Origin of the sequence: Amycolatopsis sp. NBC_00355 (assembly GCF_036104975.1) — a bacterium.
Classification (GTDB): Bacteria; Actinomycetota; Actinomycetes; order Mycobacteriales; family Pseudonocardiaceae; genus Amycolatopsis.
The window spans coordinates 4,648,432-4,663,278 of the sequence record NZ_CP107982.1 but is presented as its reverse complement, the minus strand read 5'-3'; the positions used below and the strand labels follow the sequence as shown (position 1 = coordinate 4,663,278).

Sequence of the window (14,847 nt, the reverse complement as noted above, 5' to 3'; positions counted from 1 at the left end):
TTCTCCCTAGTCGAGGATGACCCGGCGGCCACGCGCCGGTCCGGTGGGTGCCGGTGGCGCCGGCCGGGTCAGTGCGGGCTCGAGGCTGTTCTGCCGGACGGCGTTGCGCAGCGGGACCGGTGCTTCCCGCACGGAGTCTTCGAGACTGCGCTGCGCCGAGGAGATCGTCTCCCGGAGCGCGTCGGCGAGACTGGTGCGCAGCTCCGCCGGAAGTCCCGGGTGGACGGTGAACGCCACCAGTGGTCCGAGCCGCTTACGCGCGTCCGCGAGGACGACCGCGAGCACGGTCACCGCCCGGTCCGGACGGGCGAGCAGCAGCTGCTGATCGCGGGTGAAGGAGTCCTGCCAACGGCGCAAGCGGTCGTGGAACGCGTCCGCGACGTGCCGGGCCAGCCGTTCGACCATCTGTGGCCCGAGATCGGCACGGATCGGCGGCAGATGGCCCGTGGGCAGGTCCTCGCCGCGGCCGAAGGCCGCCAGCCAGCTCACCCACGCGGCGTACGGTCCGGGTGTCCGGTGCACGACGTCACTTCCGGGCGTGCCGGTGGAGGAACTCGGCGGGTGGCAGCAAGTCCCAACCGGGCAGGTCCAGCGCCACCTCGTCGTCCCGGAGGACGGGTCTGGGGTCCGGCGCCTCGGGGCGTTCGGGGCCGTCCGGGCGACCGGTGATTGCTCTCGGCATCTCACGCTCCTCGCTTCGCGCCGGGCGCCGGGGCGGCGAACGCGGTGCTGTTCAATCGGTTCAGATACGACCGCAGGGAAGGGGCGAGCGCGAGCTCCCGCTCCCAGTCGGCCCGGAGGTCCACCAGCTCGGCGATCCCGCCCCGCAGCTGCGCAACCGCGACGGCCCGACGTTGTTCGCCCTGGCGCCGCAGCTCCTGCCGGCGCGCGGGGAGCGTGCGGGCCTGATACGCGGACCAGCCGGCGAGGCCGGACGCGGCGAGGAGGAAGAACACCGCGAGCCCGGGATTGTGCGCCAGCCCCGCCCACAGCGCCAGCAGCAGCACGATCCCGGCGATGATCGCGGCCGACAACGGCGGACCGGCGAACTTCACGCGGGCGACCGCGGTGTCGGTCTCGGCATCGATATGCGCCGCCAAACCCGCGACGAGGTCCGCCTCACCGGTGGTCTGGTCGATCCGCGCGGACCACCCCTCCAGCTTGAATTCGACGTCAGGGGGCTGCGCGCCGACATTGGCCGCCTCGAGCCGTCCGGCTCCCTCGACGATCCAGTCCTTCGCCAGCGCCACCGCGAACCGCTGGGTGCCCGGTGAGGTGCCGGTCCGCGGGTCACCCACCGCCGCGTTGCTGAGCAGGGTGAGGAAGTCGACGGTTTGCTCGTGCAGCGGGGCGGCCGTCTGGACCGCCTTCGCCGCTTTGACCTTGTCGCCGTCGGCCTTGACGACCTCTTGCAGCTCGTGTTCCTTGTGCCGCAGCGGAGCTTCCTCGGCGTCGTAGCCGGTGACGAGTCCGTCGAGGATCCCGTCGACGCGCTGCCGCAGGTCCTCGCTCTGCGGCAGCTCGCCGGTGAACATGGCTCTGAACCGCTCCTCCGCTGTGCGGTGCACGGTCGCTCCTTCGTAGAGCTCCTTGAGCTGCGGCCAGGTGGGACTGATGGCCGGGAGCGCGGTGTACCGCGGATCGACCGGCCGACGGTCGGCGTCGAGCAGCCGGGCCCACCGATCGACTTGCCGGTCGACGATCTCGCGGTCGTCGGCGAGCTGCTCGTACCACCCACCGAGCTGCCGCATCACGAGGTGCTTCGACTCGTGTCCGAACGCGCCGACGCTGACCGCGTCGAGGATCACGGTGAACTCGCGGGACAGCCCGGTCGGGTCTTGGCGCGCGGTGTACTGACGCAGCCACCTCGCGGTGGCCTCGTTGCGCCGGTGCCGGCGCAACACGAGCGCGAAGAAGAGGGCGGCCTTGTCGTTGTCCCGGCGGGTCGTTTCCACCAGGGCCTTCTGCGCCAGCTCCGGATCGTCGCGGATCCAGGCGGCGACGGCGACGAGGGCGGGGGCGAGCCAGTACCGCGGAGTCACCAGCATCAGCTCTTCGGACAGCTGGCGGATCGTGCCGTGCGTAACGATCCCGACGTCCAGAGCCTGCAACGCACCGGTGGCGAGCCGGCGCACCTCGGCGAAGTGCCCGAAGTTCGTTTCGAGCTCCTGTCGCACCTGGATGATCTCGGTGTGGGCCACCTGCAGGTTGTGCCGGAGTTCGTCACGGCGCCGGTACTCCGTGAACTCGGCGCGAAGGTCCAGAAGCTCGCCCTGGGTCCGATCCTGCGCGTCGGCGACGTTGCCGATCGACTGCTGGAGCACGGCCTGCTTCTGGTGCAGCACGTCCTGCGAATTCGCGATCTGGTTGACCGCCCGGCTGATTGCGCTGATGTCGCGGGAGATCTGGACCTCGTTCACGACTCACCTTCCAGGAGTACGACCGAGCCGTCCGCGCGCACGCAGACGAGGCGGTCCGGGTAGACCTCGACGGCCAGGTAGGCCGGTGAAACGGCGAGCGCGCGGGCGCGTTCGAGCGCCGCGGGCAGCTCCTGCCCGCGGCGGTAGTGCTCGATGATCGACCCGTCCAACGCCAGGGTGTGCACTTCGAACGGTTCACCGAGATGGCATTCGGCCACGATCCCTGTGGGTATCGTGTGATATTTTTCGGCGAATTCCCGACGTACTCCGTCGATGAATTCGTCGATCTCCACCGCACTGAGATTTCCCGACGCGTCGAGCGCGCGAACGGCACGGAGGTAGTTGTCGGATCGGCGGCCCGATTTCAGCCTGCCGCCGGTCGACGCCGCGCTATTCGTCGTGCGCCGCGATCGGGAAAGCATCCCGTTCTGCTTGGTGATCAATGGTTTCGGCACCGCGCCTGCTCCCTGGGGGTGAGGCATTCCTGTCCCTAGTCGTCGCCGGATCGTCGTCTATTACGGATGGTTCCGACGAGGGTCGAGCGTCACCCGGACGGCCCAATGGATCAGTCGGCCGCCAGAATGAGCAACGCCGCCGCGGCCGCGAACCAGACCGCGGCTGTGGCGGCCGCGGCGACCCGTGTGAGGCGATCGGCCGCGGGCCGCCGGGGCGTCAGGACCCGGCCGGTGCCGACGACCACCAGCTGCCGTAGCACCACCCGGCCCGCCCGGTCGCGCCGTCCGTAGGCTTCGACGACGGTGCCCTGCTCGGGTGGAGCAGGGACGAGTCTGCCGGTGACGACGCAGACGTGTTCTACCCCCGTCACATCCTTGACCACGAAGTCGGAGACTTCCGCGGTGCGTGACCGGGATCGCTCCTGCATCGGCAAAACCCAAGGCCAACTACGGTTTCCGGCCTCGCGTGCAGCCACGGGCAGGGTGGCCCGCAGGCCGGCGCCGAACAACGGGAGCAAGGTCGCGGCGGCGCAGCAGACCACCAGCAGGGACCCGATCGGAGCATGCGTGAGCACGGCGACGGCCAGCGCCACGACGGTGAGCGCGGCGCCGGTCCGGGTCGCCCACACGAAGCTCCGGCTCATGACCGGTTCCTGACGGACGGCGCCCGTCCGGATCACCGTCCCGGTCGTGACGCGGCCTGGGACGCGGCCCGACGGCCCGCCGGGTGCGGCGGTACCGGCCCAGGCCTTCTCACCGGGCGAATTCGGTCGCCGTCCGCCGCAGGCGGGGCAATCGGTGTCCGTGGTGCTCAACGGTGTGCCACAGGAAAGGCAAGAAGTCGGCATGATCGTAATTCCTCATCATCGCGGTGTTCGCGGTACCCGGCAGGCGCCAGGTCGAAACAGAACGCGAACCGGATGCGATTGTGTCGGGTGACAGCACGCCCCGGAAGTCTCGATTGAGAAACGATCACCCGGCGCGGTGTGCCGAGTGAAAGGTGCCTGAAGTGAACAGAACGCCGTTTTTCGACGATTCCGGGAACGAGCCGGCCACCCGGGGGTCGCTGTGGGGCCCGGCACGAGCACCGGGCGATTCACCGGAACGTGAGGAGTCAGCGGGGTCGATGGCCGCCGGTCCACCCACGGAACCGATCGCGGTGATCCGGGCCGAGCCGGTGGGCGCATTCCAGGAATCGCCGCCCAGCACCCCGGCCGGGGTCGACGAGGCGAAGATCCGCAACCGGGTGAAGATCGCGATCGGTGGCGGGGTGGCCGTCTTCGCCGCGGTGGTGGCGATCGTGGTGGTCTCCGCGGTCGGGTACCGGCCTGTATCACAGGCCGGCACCGGAAGTCAGGTCCTGGGGGCCGGGAGCGGCGCGGGCGCTTACTCCGGTCAGACCCCCACCTACGTCGTCACCGAGACTTCCACACCGTCGACCACGACGGTGACTTACACGACGGACACGTCCACGCCGGCGACCTCGGCGAGCGCGTCGTACTCTCCGGGAGCGGTGCCCGATGGCTACCAGCGGGTGAGTGGCCCGGCGGGCGTGTCGGTCAGCATCCCGGCCGGATGGTCGGTGCGTCGGGGCGCGTTCGCGTCGACCGACGAGGCCGACGATCCGGACGGAGCCGGCTCGACGATCCGGTACAGCGGGAGCCCCACCCCGGTGATGTCACTGCTCGACGCCGTGGCCGGGCTGGAGCAGAACACGCCCGCCATCCGCAAGGGTTACGAGCGGCTTCGGCTCGATCAGGTGACCACGGGTGACGCCGGGGACGTCGTGTGGGAGTTCCGGTTCACCACCAAGGCCGGGGTTCAACGCCACGCGCTCGGCTGGTACTGGCGCGCGGACGACCACGACTACGCCGTCTACGCCTCGGTCGACGAGTCGCGCTGGATGGACTTCCAGCCGGTCCTCGACGTGCTGGTGCAAACAGCGGGCCCGCGGTGACCGGCCCGGCCGTCCTGCGCGCGGTCGCCGAGACCGATCCCGAGGCTGTGTCGGCGTTCGAACGGGAGCGTCCGGCGGGCCCCCGGCCTCGCAGCCCGGGTGTTCCGGCTCCGACGGCCGAACTGGTCCTCGACCGGGTGCTCTCGCAACTATGACGTGGTGTCTCGTCCCGCCGTCGCAGTCGATGTCCGCGCTCGAGACCATCGACTCCCGCGACGTGGCCATTCGCGCGGGGCGCGATTGCCGCCGACAGGTCGGCGGCGTCGATTTGATCGACGGGTGGGAAGCGGTGTGAAGTTCGCCGTCGGCAGTATCGGATGCGGGAATCGTCAGGTGGAACGAGGTTCCCCGAGGTTTATCGTCGCAAGGAGAAGCGCTCCGAGGTCATCGCTGTCGGTCAACATTTCGAGGACGCCGGCCAACTGCAGGACACGGCGGACCTGGCCACGAGCGTGACGAACTCTGTAGGACGTGCCGTGATCGACAGCGATGGTGTAGCCGAATACCAGTGCGTGTATTCCGGCGCTGCTGATCGCCGTCACCTGCTGCAGATCGATCAGCAGCGTCTCCGGGCGATCGACGGTGATCAGGTCGGACAGCCGCGATCGGAGTGAGGGAGGTGCGCTGCCCAGCATCTCGCCCGTCAGGACCAGTTCGATGCTCCCGCGGCTGTTCCGGCGGACGGTCATCGTGAAGGTCATCGTCTGCCTCCGGTCACTCAGGTCGACGGTCCGGCTCCCGACCAGACCCAAAGCAGAAGTTTCGACGAAAGAGCGTACGTCGGCCGCGTCTTCTTCGCGAGTCTTTGCGTCGCCGGTGCTGATCGGGGTCGGTGAGTGCCACGTCTGCAGGGCGCGTGCCGGGTCGGACGCAGTCGGTGAGCGTGCGCGGCTCATGCTCGAACTCGCCCGCGCCGAGACCCCGCCGGTCGAAGAGCCGGGCACGCCCACTCCGGACAGTGGCACCCGACCAGGTCTGACGACGTGTGCGCGGCGTAAGACCTGGCCCGGGCGGCGCGGCCGTCGGCTAGGCCCGCTCTGCCAGTGCCGGCGCGACCTCGGCCCTCACGTGCGCCTTGATGAACGCGGCCGCCGCGTCGAGGGCGGCGTCGGCCTCGTCGACCATCGCGGCGAAACCCTGGAAGACGTGCGGCAGGCCGGGTGACACCTGCAACCGGACCTCGACGTCGTGCTCGGCGGCGCGGGCGGCCAGCCGGACGGCGTCGTCGAGCAGGATCTCGTAGGACCCGACCTGGACGAGCAGCGGCGCCACCCCGGTCAGGTCGGCGAAGACGGGACTGGCCAGCGGCGTGGCCGGGTCGGTGTCGCCGAGGTAGTCCAAGGCACGCCGGCGGAGGCCGGCCGCGGTCAGCGCGGGGTCCACATCGGCCTTGGCTGTCGCGGAGCCGCCGGACACGGTCAGGTCGGCCCACGGCGAGAAGACCGTGGCCGACGACGGCTGGGGCAGACCGGCGGCCTTGATGGCGACGAGTGTCGCGGCGACCAGGCCGCCGCCGGCGGACTCGCCCACGAACGCGATCGCGGCGCTGGGCGTGCCCTGGTCGAGCAGTGCCCGGTAGGCGGCAACGGCGTCGTCGACGGCGGCCGGGTAGGGGCTCTCCGGCGCGAGCCGGTAGTCCACCGAGATGACGCGCGCGCCGGCGCGGCGGCCCACGTCGGCGGCCAGCCCCGCGCCGTCGGCGGCGGAACCGAGGGCGTAGGCGCCGCCGTGGAAGTACAGGATCACCGTCGACGGGTCGATGTGGGGCGTCTCCACGGTGAGGACCGGGACGCCGCCGAGCTCGCCGGGGCTCGTCGAGACGTCCTCGGGCAAGGGCACCGCCGCGATCATGTCGTGGAAGATCACGCGTTGTTCGCCGAGGTCACCGCCGATGTCGAGTGGGGCGTGCCGCAGGATGTCCAGCAGGGCCTGGCGTTGGTCGAGCGTCATGGTGATGTCCTTCGTGGTGACGGTTGTCGTTGCTTGTCTGCGGTCGTGGCGGGTGCGGCGGTCGCGGATCACGCGGTGGTCGTCAGGACGACCTTGCCCCTGATCCGGCCGGCCGCGCTCAGCTGGTGCACCGCGGCGATCTCCGCGAGCGGGTAGCCGGCGCTGACGTCGACGCGCAGCTCACCCGTGTCGACCTTCTTCGTGATGGCGGCGAGCTGCGTCACGTCCGGGCGTAGTTGCATCCCGAGGCCCCGCACACCTCGGCCGGCGTCGCCGACGGCGGGTGTCGCTGTGCTGAGGATCGTCCCGCCCGACCGCACGAGCCCGGTCAGCGCGGCGATGTCCGGCTCGCCGATGTTCGCCAGGTTCAGCACCACGTCCACCGGTTCGGTCACCGCCGTGGTCACCGCGGTCGCGGTGTAGTCGACGATCCGGTCGGCCCCGGCGGCGCGCACCGCCTCGGTGCTGCGTGCGCTCGCTGTCGCGAGCACCGTGGCACCGGCCTGCTTGGCCAGCTGGATCGCGAAACCGCCGACGCCACCGCCTGCGCCGTTGACGAGGATCCGCTGGTCGGCGCGCAGGTCGGCGTGGTCGAACAAGGCCTGCCACGCGGTCTGCGCGGCGGCGGGCAACGCGGCGGCCTCGGCGAGCGGGATCGTGGTCGGCGCCGGGGCCACCAGCTCGGCCGGGACGACGGCGAACTCCGCGGCCGCACCGCCGAGCAGCATCGGCAGGTAGGCGATCACCCGCTCGCCGACGGCGTGCCCCTGGACGCCGTCGCCGAGTTCGATCACGGTGCCCGCGACGTCGATGCCCGGTGTGTGCGGGAGTGCGACCGGGAAGACCTCTTGGAGGTAACCCGCGCGGATGGCGGCGTCGACCGGGTTGAACGAGGTGGCCGCGACCTCGACGAGCACCTGCCCGGCCGCCGGGCGGGGCCGGTCGGCCTCTTCGTAGCGCAGTACCTCGGGGCCGCCGTACTGGTGGAAGCGCACTGCCTTCATGACATTCTCCGGATCATGGATATGTGCTTCGAGTTCGAAGCACATCGCAGACTGTATAACTGCTTCGAGTTCGTAGCAAGTGACCTGGGGTGTGTCCGCCCCCACATCCGTGCCGCGGCCCCCGAAGCCGGGCCGCCGGCTTCGCCTTCGTGGAAGTCGGCAGCCCGCTCGCGACTGTGGCCACCTCCGTCCACAAAAGACACTTTCGGGAACCGCGGTCGACCGCCGAACGCGCTGTCGGGCGCGCACCGTCCAGGCAGGACACCGCGCCCCGATCACGCAAGATCATCGTTTGCCGTCGACCGGTTGTTCATCCGGCTCGAGCGGATCCGCTGCCGCCGGGACACTGTCACGCCGCGCGGGACGACGGGAGTGTCCGATGTGGTCGGCGCGGATGCCCGGCGTGATCGATCGCACCTCACCGTCCAGGCCGACGTAGGTGAACGGCGTCCGGTTCAATGCCACCTCCCGAAGCTCGGACAATGGTGCCGGCCACTTACGACTTCTACCACCCGCTTCGACGCAACCGTATCCCCCGGGTAGGCGGCTGCCCACTATTTGGCCACTGATTGTCCAGAACAGACCGCGTCGTACATCGGTTCGAACTGATCGAATCCTGACAACTTCGGCATCCGCAACCGGTGCGCACACAGTCATCCGGACGGTAACTTCGTACGGAGGAAGACCATCGGCATGTGACATCCGGCGGTCTGGTGCCAAAGTGGACGATGTCTCCTTGTGGCGCCTACCGTTCGGCCAAACCCGTGACACGAGACAGATTTCGCTCCTGTTGTCACCAGGCGCACCGCCTGAAGCGGCAACTATCCGTCCCGTGGAAACACATTGACCCGGAGCACGCGTGGAAGCGCCGGCGCGCGATGGGCTAACCTCTTGCCCACGGACTGGCTTGGCGGTCGCGCCGCGGGGCTCCCGGACCCCTCACTTGCAGACGACGCCGCCCTGACGCTCGGCGTCGTCAGTGGTCCGCGCTCAGGAGACGCCCTTGACCAGTTACAGCGTTCTGGCCTCCGGCCGCCGCTTCTCCGTTCTCGCCACGTGGCCCGGAATGTATGCCGATCACACCCGGAAGGTCACCACCCTCGACGACGGCGACGTGGCCGGCGATCTCGCCGCCTACCTGACGCACCTGTCGGAGGGCGCGTGGGACGCGGCACCCTGGCTCGACACCTACCCGGTCATCGAGGCCGGCATCGCCGAGCTCATCGGCCACTTGCGCGGTCCCGGCACCATCCCGCAGATCAGCCTGTCCGGGGCCGGCTACCGCCACGTCGGCCAGTGGAGCTTCCACGACGTGACCGACATGCTGCACTCCTGCCTGCCGGACGTGCTGCCTCTGCTGAGCAGAGCCCAGCGGCTCACGGTCGCCGACGAGCTCGCCGAGGACGCCGCCGGCCGGGCCGAAGCGCTCCAGGTACTGCCTTTCCCGCAGGAACCGGGCGTCAGCGCGTCCCGCGCTTGGCAGATCCTCGAAGTCACCCGCGTGCTGGGGAACGGGCGATCCGGCCCGTTGCCGGACGGCGCGGCCGGGTGGATGGTGCGCGCGTGGGGAAGGGGTCGCTCGGTGGCCGAGCGGTGGGCGGCCAGGAACCGGCTGGCCCGGATCGAGCAACTGGTCGCGGCGTGCCGGAAGTCCGGGGGCCGCGGCGGCGCGGAGCCGCACCCCGACCCCTGTGCTCACCTCGAAGTGCCTCGAGATGCTTCGGACGCCGAGCTCGACGTCTTCCGTGTCGTGGCCCCGTCCGGACGCCGGCACTGCCGGGAGACGAGCCCGTTCGGACCGATGGTGATCACCGGCTCGGGTCGCGCTGGTTCGAAGCCCGATGTCGTCGCCGTCCTTCAGCCCGGCGATGACGAAGGTTTCGTCAAGGCCCTCGGCGTGTGGACGCTGAGCGTGCCCTGGTCGCCCGTGCGAGTGCCCACGACCTTCGCGGAAGGCGTTCCGTGCACCTAGGCCGGCCGGCTGAACACTTTCGACGCCGGTTGGCAAGCACCGGGTGGAAGGACAAGGCGGACCTAGGAGCTGCATGGCGTCGGATGCGGAACTAATCAGCAGATCGCTGGACGGCGACGGGAACGCCTTCGTGGAGGTGATCTGCCGCCACGAGGTCGCGCTCGGCGCTTATCTGGCCCGGCGAGTGGGGCGCGACAGGGCGGAGGACCTGCTCGGCGACGTGTGGGTGGCGGCCTACGAATCCCGGCGAAACTACGACAAGTCATTCGCCAACGCGCGGCCGTGGCTGTACGGCGTGGCGCTGAACATGCTGCGGCGTCACTGGCGTTCGCAACCCGCCGAGGATCTCGTGCCGGACGTCACGAGCATGGCCAGCGGGTGGGACCCGTGGCCCGCGGTGGACGCCCGGGTGGACACCCAGACGTTGCTGCGGGCGGCCTTGGCGAAGCTCCAGCCGACGCAACGAGAGGTGCTGACCCTCGTCGCCTGGGAGGACCTGACCGCCGCGGAGGCGGCACGGGTGCTCGTCATACCGGCGGGCACAGCGCGCCGTTTGCTGCACCAGGCCAGGAAAGAACTGCGGAACGCGCCGGAAGTCGTTGCGCTGCTGAAGATCCCCACTGTGTGAAAGAGAGCTTGCGGACATGGATGAGATGGACTTGGTCAAGCAGGTGAAGGACGTGTCGCCCTTGCGACCGGAGGCGTACGAGCGGGCCAGGGCGACGCTGGGGACAGCGATGGTCGCGTCCGAGATGCCGGACCTGGTCGCGGCTCCGGCGCGGAGGAAGCGGTTCACCCGGACCCCTGGCTTCCGCGTGGGCGTGGGTGTCGTCGGAGTCGCGGCGGCGGTGGCGGTGGTCGTGTCGGTGACGTCGGTGACGTCGGCGCCGCCTGCCGAACCGACCGCCCAGGCGCCCGCGGCGGAGTCCAGGCTGGTGACCCTGGCGGCGGACGTCAAGGTGACCGCGGGTTCGCTGCCTGGAGACGCTTCGCTGGTCATCAGCAGCAAGATCGCGCCCGACGGAAAGCCGTACCCGATCTACACCCTGTACACCGACGCGGGCAAGATCTTCTTCGCGCAGGAGCGGAGTGCCCTTTCCGGGGCGGTGGTCCGTGGTGAGGACCTCGCTGTCTCCTACGATTCCTCGGTGGTCGCGGCCGCGCGGTTCGCGGCGAGCAGCGATCTCGACAAGGCCCGGTTGCAGATGATCAACGCGGCCCCCAACGCGTGGGGAGTGGGCCTCAGTTCGGCCGAGGCGCAGAAAGTGTGGGACAAGGCGCAGGCCGAGTTGATTCCGCGCCTGAAGGAGAAGGGGATCAAGGACCCGCAGCCGCGGCCGCGGCCCACGGGCAAGGACCTGGAGGACGGCATCAACGGCGTCCTGTGGAGCAACAGCTTCCGCGCGCTTGCCGTGGGTGCGGCGAACCCGGAGGTCCGGGCCGGGGTGCTCCGCCTGTTGTCCACCATTCCGGATGTCAAGGTCGACAAGGCGATTGTCAACGGACAGCCCGTGTTGAACCTGACGGCCGGATCCGCCTTGTTCGCCGGGCACTACGAGTACGTGCTGACGATCAACGCCCAGACCGGCCTGCCGCTCCGCTTCGAGACGAGCAAGACCGCTCCGGGCGAGAAGCCGTCGCCTCCGCAGACCTACGAGTCTTCCCGGGTGAAGGTCGCCGACATCGCGGCCGGCAAGTTCTGACCGGCCCCCGGCTCTGATCGTTCGGGAAAAGCCGCAGTACGGGTTCGCACGGCTGGAAAACCACCTCCAGGGCCATTTGTCCAGGGGCGTACAAGTTTCGGCCGGCCGTGCGAACCCGGGTGCTCTCGGGAACCTTCTGGGACGAGCGCCGCTCGAGCGGCGCTCGTCCCAGCCGAAGAAGTGTGTGGCTGCGCTGACGTCGACGACCAGCGCCTGGGCACGGGCGCGGATGACGGAACGCTCGCGAACCGTTACCCTGAGGTCGCCGCGCCGGGAGGGCCCAGACCACGCGCTCGCGACGATCACCGTCGACAGCTGGCCGCGTTCCGCGCCGCGGAGGTCAGCGCAGGAGCTGATCGTGGACCACTCCGAACACCACGAGTTCCAGCGTGCCGCTACCCGGCCGCCGCTCACCCTCGTCGGGCAGCTCCCCGCCACGGGCAAGGCGCCGCTGGAGCTCGCTCTGGCCCGCCGGCCAGGCGTCGTCCTGGTCATCGCGGATGGCGAAATCGACCTGTCCACCACGCCCGCGCTCAGCGACGCCCTCGCCGACGTGATCGCCCAGCACCCGCCGCTGCTCGTCGTGGATCTCACCGCGACCACGTTCCTCGCCTGTGCCGGGCTGTCGGTCCTCGTGGCCGCACACCACCTGGTCGGTGCGCGGACCCGGCTGATCGTGGTCGCCGGATCCCCGGCGACCCGGCGGATCCTCCACCTCACCGAGGTGGACCGGATCCTGACCGTTTACGGCCGTCTCGACGACGCGTTGACCGCCGCCGCGCCGGTGCGCCGTCAGCTCGTGCTGCGGACCGTCGTGGCGGATGCCGCGATTCTCATCACCGCCACCGGCGGGGCAGCCCAGGGCGACACCGAGGCGGTGACGGACGAACTCCGGCAGGCCTGCGAGCTGTGCCGCGGCGTCGTCCTGCTCGACGTGTCGGCCTGCACGCTGCCGGTCGCCGACGTCGTGCGCAGCGTGTGTGCGGTCACCGTCGGCGAGGGCCGTCGGCGGTGCGGCGTGCGCGTCCTGACCACCGACCAGGCTCTGATCGAGGCCTTGAACACCGCAGGCATCGCGCACGGCCGTTCGACCGGGGACAGGTGACCGGTGCCGTCGTGACCGGGTGCTCAGCCCCGATCCCGGCCGGCCAACGCGGAGACGTCCAGCTTGCCGTCGAGGTACCGCCCGACCAGCAGTCCGAGGCCCCCGAGGACGAGGACGAGGAGGAAGGCCCAGAAGCCGCCGAACGCGGCGGCCAGGCCCAGGACGAGGCCGGTCAGCAGGCCGATGTGGCTGTGGTTCACGGGAGCTCCTCGACGACGACGGTGACGGCGCGTGCCGCGGGGGCGGCGATGTCGCCGATGTGGACGTGCACCGGCCGGTCGGCCGGCCCGACCGCGAGGCGGACCGCGGTCCCGATCTCGGCCGCGGTGGCCGGATAACGGCCGGTGACACCGATGGTGATGTCCTCGGGCCGGACCCGGACGCCGGGGACCCGGCGTCCGGGCAGGAGCGTGGCGATCTCCCCGAAGTGACCGGCGTGCAGGGCCGCGACCTGCGGGAGAGCCGTCACGAGCGTGGCGACCACCGCGGGGTCGGGCTCCACGCCCGGAATCACTGGACGCGACCGGTCACGGTGGCGGTGTCGTCGCCCTCGTCGTCGCCGGGGAGGTGGACGTCGGAGACGGTGAGGTTCACCTCGACGACCTCGAGCCCGGTCATCGTCTCGACCGCGCTGATGACGTTGCGCCGCACGGAGCGGGCCAGGTCCGCGATGGAGACGCCGTATTCGACGAGGATCTGCAGGTCGATCGCGGCCTGGCGCTCGCCGACCTCGACGGTCACACCCTGGCCGGAGGACGCGGTCGCGCCGGGGATCCGCTCGCGCAAGGCGTTGAACGCCCGGGTCGCGCCACCGCCGAGGGCGTGGACACCGGCGACCTCGCGGGTGGCCAGGCCGGCGATCTTCTGCACCACGACGTCGGAGATGGTCGTCGTACCGTGCGCGGACGCCACCGCACCGTTCTCGCGGTCCACCACGGTGGTGGCCGCGGGGGCGGGGCTGGTCGTGGCCGGCTTCGTCATGGGGACTCCTTGGGGTCTGGCGTTCGCGGGAGGCTCCCGCTCGCCCGGACCCCTGATGGACCCGGCCGGTCCGCGAACGTCACGGCGTCCCGGGTGTGGGGTGGCTCTCGCCCGTTTCGGGTTTGAACCGGCGCGGGCCCCGATCGCACGTCAAACCGGTGCCCGACCCAGTGCGTACTTCCGGATTCGGCTGGGTAACCGCAGGTTCAGGCTGCTGTCCGCTCCCGTATCGCCTGCCGAAGGACCACATGGATCTCCCGGAACCCAGCCTGCACGAGTGCGAGATCGAGACCGGGGCGACGCCCGATCTGGCGGCCATCCGCCGATGGGTGCGGCTTGTGCTGGCCGGTGCTCGCCCCGAGTCCGTGGATGACGCCCTGTTGCTCGTCACCGAGCTGGTCACCAACGCGGTGGACCACGCCCACGGTGTGCGGGCCCTGCGCATCCGTTCCGGCGAGCCCGGTCAGCCGGTCAGGCTGGAGATCGACGACCCGCGCCCGGACCTCGGCGTCCGGCTTTGCGAGTCGTCGTCGGAGAGTGCCCGCGGGCGCGGGCTTCTGCTCGTCGATGCGATCAGCCGCCGATGGGGCGTGACCCTCTACGACGACCACAAGACGGTCTGGGCCGACATCCCCGTCTGAAGCGGGACATCGCCGTGCCCGCTCCCCGGATCCGGAGCGCCGGGCCGGCGCCGCGCACGGCCGTGCCCAGGGCCTCGTTCAGGTGTAATCGCCTTCGAGGCCGGGTACGCCGCGCGGGAGGATCCCGACCGGGAGGAACGAAGATGATGGCCCACACCCCGCCCGCCATCGTCACCCTGCGCGCGTCCGCCGGCGAGCTGCCGCCCGGTGCCTCGGCGAGCCGCGAAGCCCGCCGGTTGACAGCGCAGGTGTTCGCGGACACCTCGTCGGCCCATCTGACCGATCTCCTCATCGTGGTCGACGAGCTGGTAGCCGACGCCGATCGGCACGGCAGCCGGCTGCGCGAGGTCCACCTGTGCCGGTTCGACATGCCGGCGGTCGCTCACATCGAGGTGATCTCCACCCCGCCGGTGACGCCGTGCCGGGATGAACCGGCTGCCGCTGATGCCGCGTTGGGACGTCTTTTCCTCGAGGAACTGGCGGCGGCATGGGGTGTGCAGCGCGAGGGTGACGACTGGATGACCTGGGCCGAGGTGTGAGCGACCGCCGGCGAGCAGAGCGGCCCCCACGCGCCGATGGCCGCGAGTTCCCCGTCGCCGGGTTCGAAGTCGAACACGGCGGAGGTCCGCTCCGGAAGGGCAAGCTCCACCACAGCTGAG

Annotated in this window: 18 protein-coding genes; 7 read left to right on the top strand and 11 right to left on the bottom strand. The window is 70.4% G+C overall.

The genetic code is table 11. From position 1 onward, the window contains the following. Positions 1 to 6: 6 nt before the first annotated feature. The 5 genes from OHS18_RS20510 to OHS18_RS20490 all read right to left on the bottom strand — a co-directional run bounded on the left by OHS18_RS20510 (position 7) and on the right by OHS18_RS20490 (position 3,519). Entirely contained in the window at positions 7 to 489 is a 483-nt protein-coding gene (locus OHS18_RS20510; RefSeq protein ID WP_328618134.1) for a hypothetical protein, read from the bottom strand. Between the two features lie 37 nt (positions 490 to 526). Then, positions 527 to 682 carry a hypothetical protein gene (locus tag OHS18_RS20505; RefSeq protein ID WP_328618133.1) on the bottom strand — a complete coding sequence of 52 codons (156 nt, stop codon included), beginning with the start codon at positions 680 to 682 and terminating at the stop codon, positions 527 to 529. 1 nt (position 683) lies between these two features. After that, on the bottom strand, positions 684 to 2,420 hold the full coding sequence (locus OHS18_RS20500) for a hypothetical protein (RefSeq protein WP_328618132.1): 1,737 nt from the start codon (positions 2,418 to 2,420) through the stop codon (positions 684 to 686). Next, positions 2,417 to 2,875, bottom strand: coding sequence for a hypothetical protein (locus OHS18_RS20495; protein WP_328618131.1), 459 nt, complete (start codon positions 2,873 to 2,875; stop codon positions 2,417 to 2,419). Before OHS18_RS20495 ends, OHS18_RS20500 begins: the two co-directional genes overlap by 4 nt. A 110-nt stretch (positions 2,876 to 2,985) precedes the next feature. Further along, positions 2,986 to 3,519 (bottom strand): hypothetical protein, encoded by a 534-nt coding sequence (locus OHS18_RS20490; protein WP_328618130.1) that lies wholly within the window; start codon positions 3,517 to 3,519, stop codon positions 2,986 to 2,988. Between the two features lie 365 nt (positions 3,520 to 3,884). Between OHS18_RS20490 and OHS18_RS20485 the strand changes: the two genes are divergently transcribed. After that, positions 3,885 to 4,832, top strand: coding sequence for a hypothetical protein (locus tag OHS18_RS20485; protein WP_328618129.1), 948 nt, complete (start codon positions 3,885 to 3,887; stop codon positions 4,830 to 4,832). Between the two features lie 329 nt (positions 4,833 to 5,161). On the opposite strand, the gene OHS18_RS20480 is transcribed toward OHS18_RS20485, so the two are convergent. From OHS18_RS20480 to OHS18_RS20470, 3 genes are all read right to left on the bottom strand, one after another. Next, positions 5,162 to 5,728 carry an STAS domain-containing protein gene (locus OHS18_RS20480; RefSeq protein ID WP_328618128.1) on the bottom strand — a complete coding sequence of 189 codons (567 nt, stop codon included), beginning with the start codon at positions 5,726 to 5,728 and terminating at the stop codon, positions 5,162 to 5,164. A gap of 130 nt (positions 5,729 to 5,858) precedes the next feature. After that, positions 5,859 to 6,782, bottom strand: a complete 924-nt coding sequence (locus OHS18_RS20475; protein WP_328618127.1) for an alpha/beta hydrolase — start codon at positions 6,780 to 6,782, stop codon at positions 5,859 to 5,861. A 68-nt stretch (positions 6,783 to 6,850) separates the two neighbouring features. Next, on the bottom strand, positions 6,851 to 7,786 hold the full coding sequence (locus OHS18_RS20470) for an NADP-dependent oxidoreductase (protein WP_328618126.1): 936 nt from the start codon (positions 7,784 to 7,786) through the stop codon (positions 6,851 to 6,853). Between the two features lie 1,003 nt (positions 7,787 to 8,789). On the opposite strand from OHS18_RS20470, the gene OHS18_RS20465 reads away from it, so the two are divergent. The 4 genes from OHS18_RS20465 (at position 8,790) to OHS18_RS20450 (ending at position 12,566) form a co-directional block, all read left to right on the top strand. Then, positions 8,790 to 9,758 carry a hypothetical protein gene (locus OHS18_RS20465; RefSeq protein WP_328618125.1) on the top strand — a complete coding sequence of 323 codons (969 nt, stop codon included), beginning with the start codon at positions 8,790 to 8,792 and terminating at the stop codon, positions 9,756 to 9,758. Between the two features lie 73 nt (positions 9,759 to 9,831). Beyond that, a complete protein-coding gene (locus OHS18_RS20460; protein WP_328618124.1) occupies positions 9,832 to 10,386 on the top strand; it encodes an RNA polymerase sigma factor in 555 nt (184 codons plus the stop codon). A gap of 31 nt (positions 10,387 to 10,417) precedes the next feature. After that, complete coding sequence (locus tag OHS18_RS20455) at positions 10,418 to 11,461, top strand: hypothetical protein (RefSeq protein WP_328618123.1); 1,044 nt, start codon at positions 10,418 to 10,420, stop codon at positions 11,459 to 11,461. A gap of 358 nt (positions 11,462 to 11,819) precedes the next feature. Beyond that, a complete protein-coding gene (locus OHS18_RS20450) occupies positions 11,820 to 12,566 on the top strand; it encodes an STAS domain-containing protein (protein ID WP_328618122.1) in 747 nt (248 codons plus the stop codon). A 23-nt stretch (positions 12,567 to 12,589) separates the two neighbouring features. Here the strand turns inward: OHS18_RS20450 and OHS18_RS20445 are convergent, their stop codons facing one another. From OHS18_RS20445 to OHS18_RS20435, 3 genes are read right to left on the bottom strand one after another with little or no spacing between them, the layout of a single operon-like run. Beyond that, positions 12,590 to 12,766 (bottom strand): DUF2273 domain-containing protein, encoded by a 177-nt coding sequence (locus OHS18_RS20445; protein ID WP_328618121.1) that lies wholly within the window; start codon positions 12,764 to 12,766, stop codon positions 12,590 to 12,592. Further along, positions 12,763 to 13,068 carry a hypothetical protein gene (locus OHS18_RS20440; protein ID WP_328450257.1) on the bottom strand — a complete coding sequence of 102 codons (306 nt, stop codon included), beginning with the start codon at positions 13,066 to 13,068 and terminating at the stop codon, positions 12,763 to 12,765. Before OHS18_RS20440 ends, OHS18_RS20445 begins: the two co-directional genes overlap by 4 nt. Positions 13,069 to 13,076: 8 nt before the next feature. Continuing rightward, the gene (locus tag OHS18_RS20435) at positions 13,077 to 13,547 is read right to left on the bottom strand and encodes an Asp23/Gls24 family envelope stress response protein (protein ID WP_328450259.1); all 471 of its coding nucleotides are present in this window, start codon (positions 13,545 to 13,547) and stop codon (positions 13,077 to 13,079) included. A 248-nt stretch (positions 13,548 to 13,795) separates the two neighbouring features. On the opposite strand from OHS18_RS20435, the gene OHS18_RS20430 reads away from it, so the two are divergent. Together OHS18_RS20430 and OHS18_RS20425 are read left to right on the top strand one after the other, a co-directional pair. Continuing rightward, positions 13,796 to 14,188, top strand: coding sequence for an ATP-binding protein (locus OHS18_RS20430; protein ID WP_328618120.1), 393 nt, complete (start codon positions 13,796 to 13,798; stop codon positions 14,186 to 14,188). A 146-nt stretch (positions 14,189 to 14,334) separates the two neighbouring features. Then, a complete protein-coding gene (locus OHS18_RS20425; protein ID WP_328618119.1) occupies positions 14,335 to 14,727 on the top strand; it encodes a hypothetical protein in 393 nt (130 codons plus the stop codon). Positions 14,728 to 14,847 lie beyond the last annotated feature (120 nt).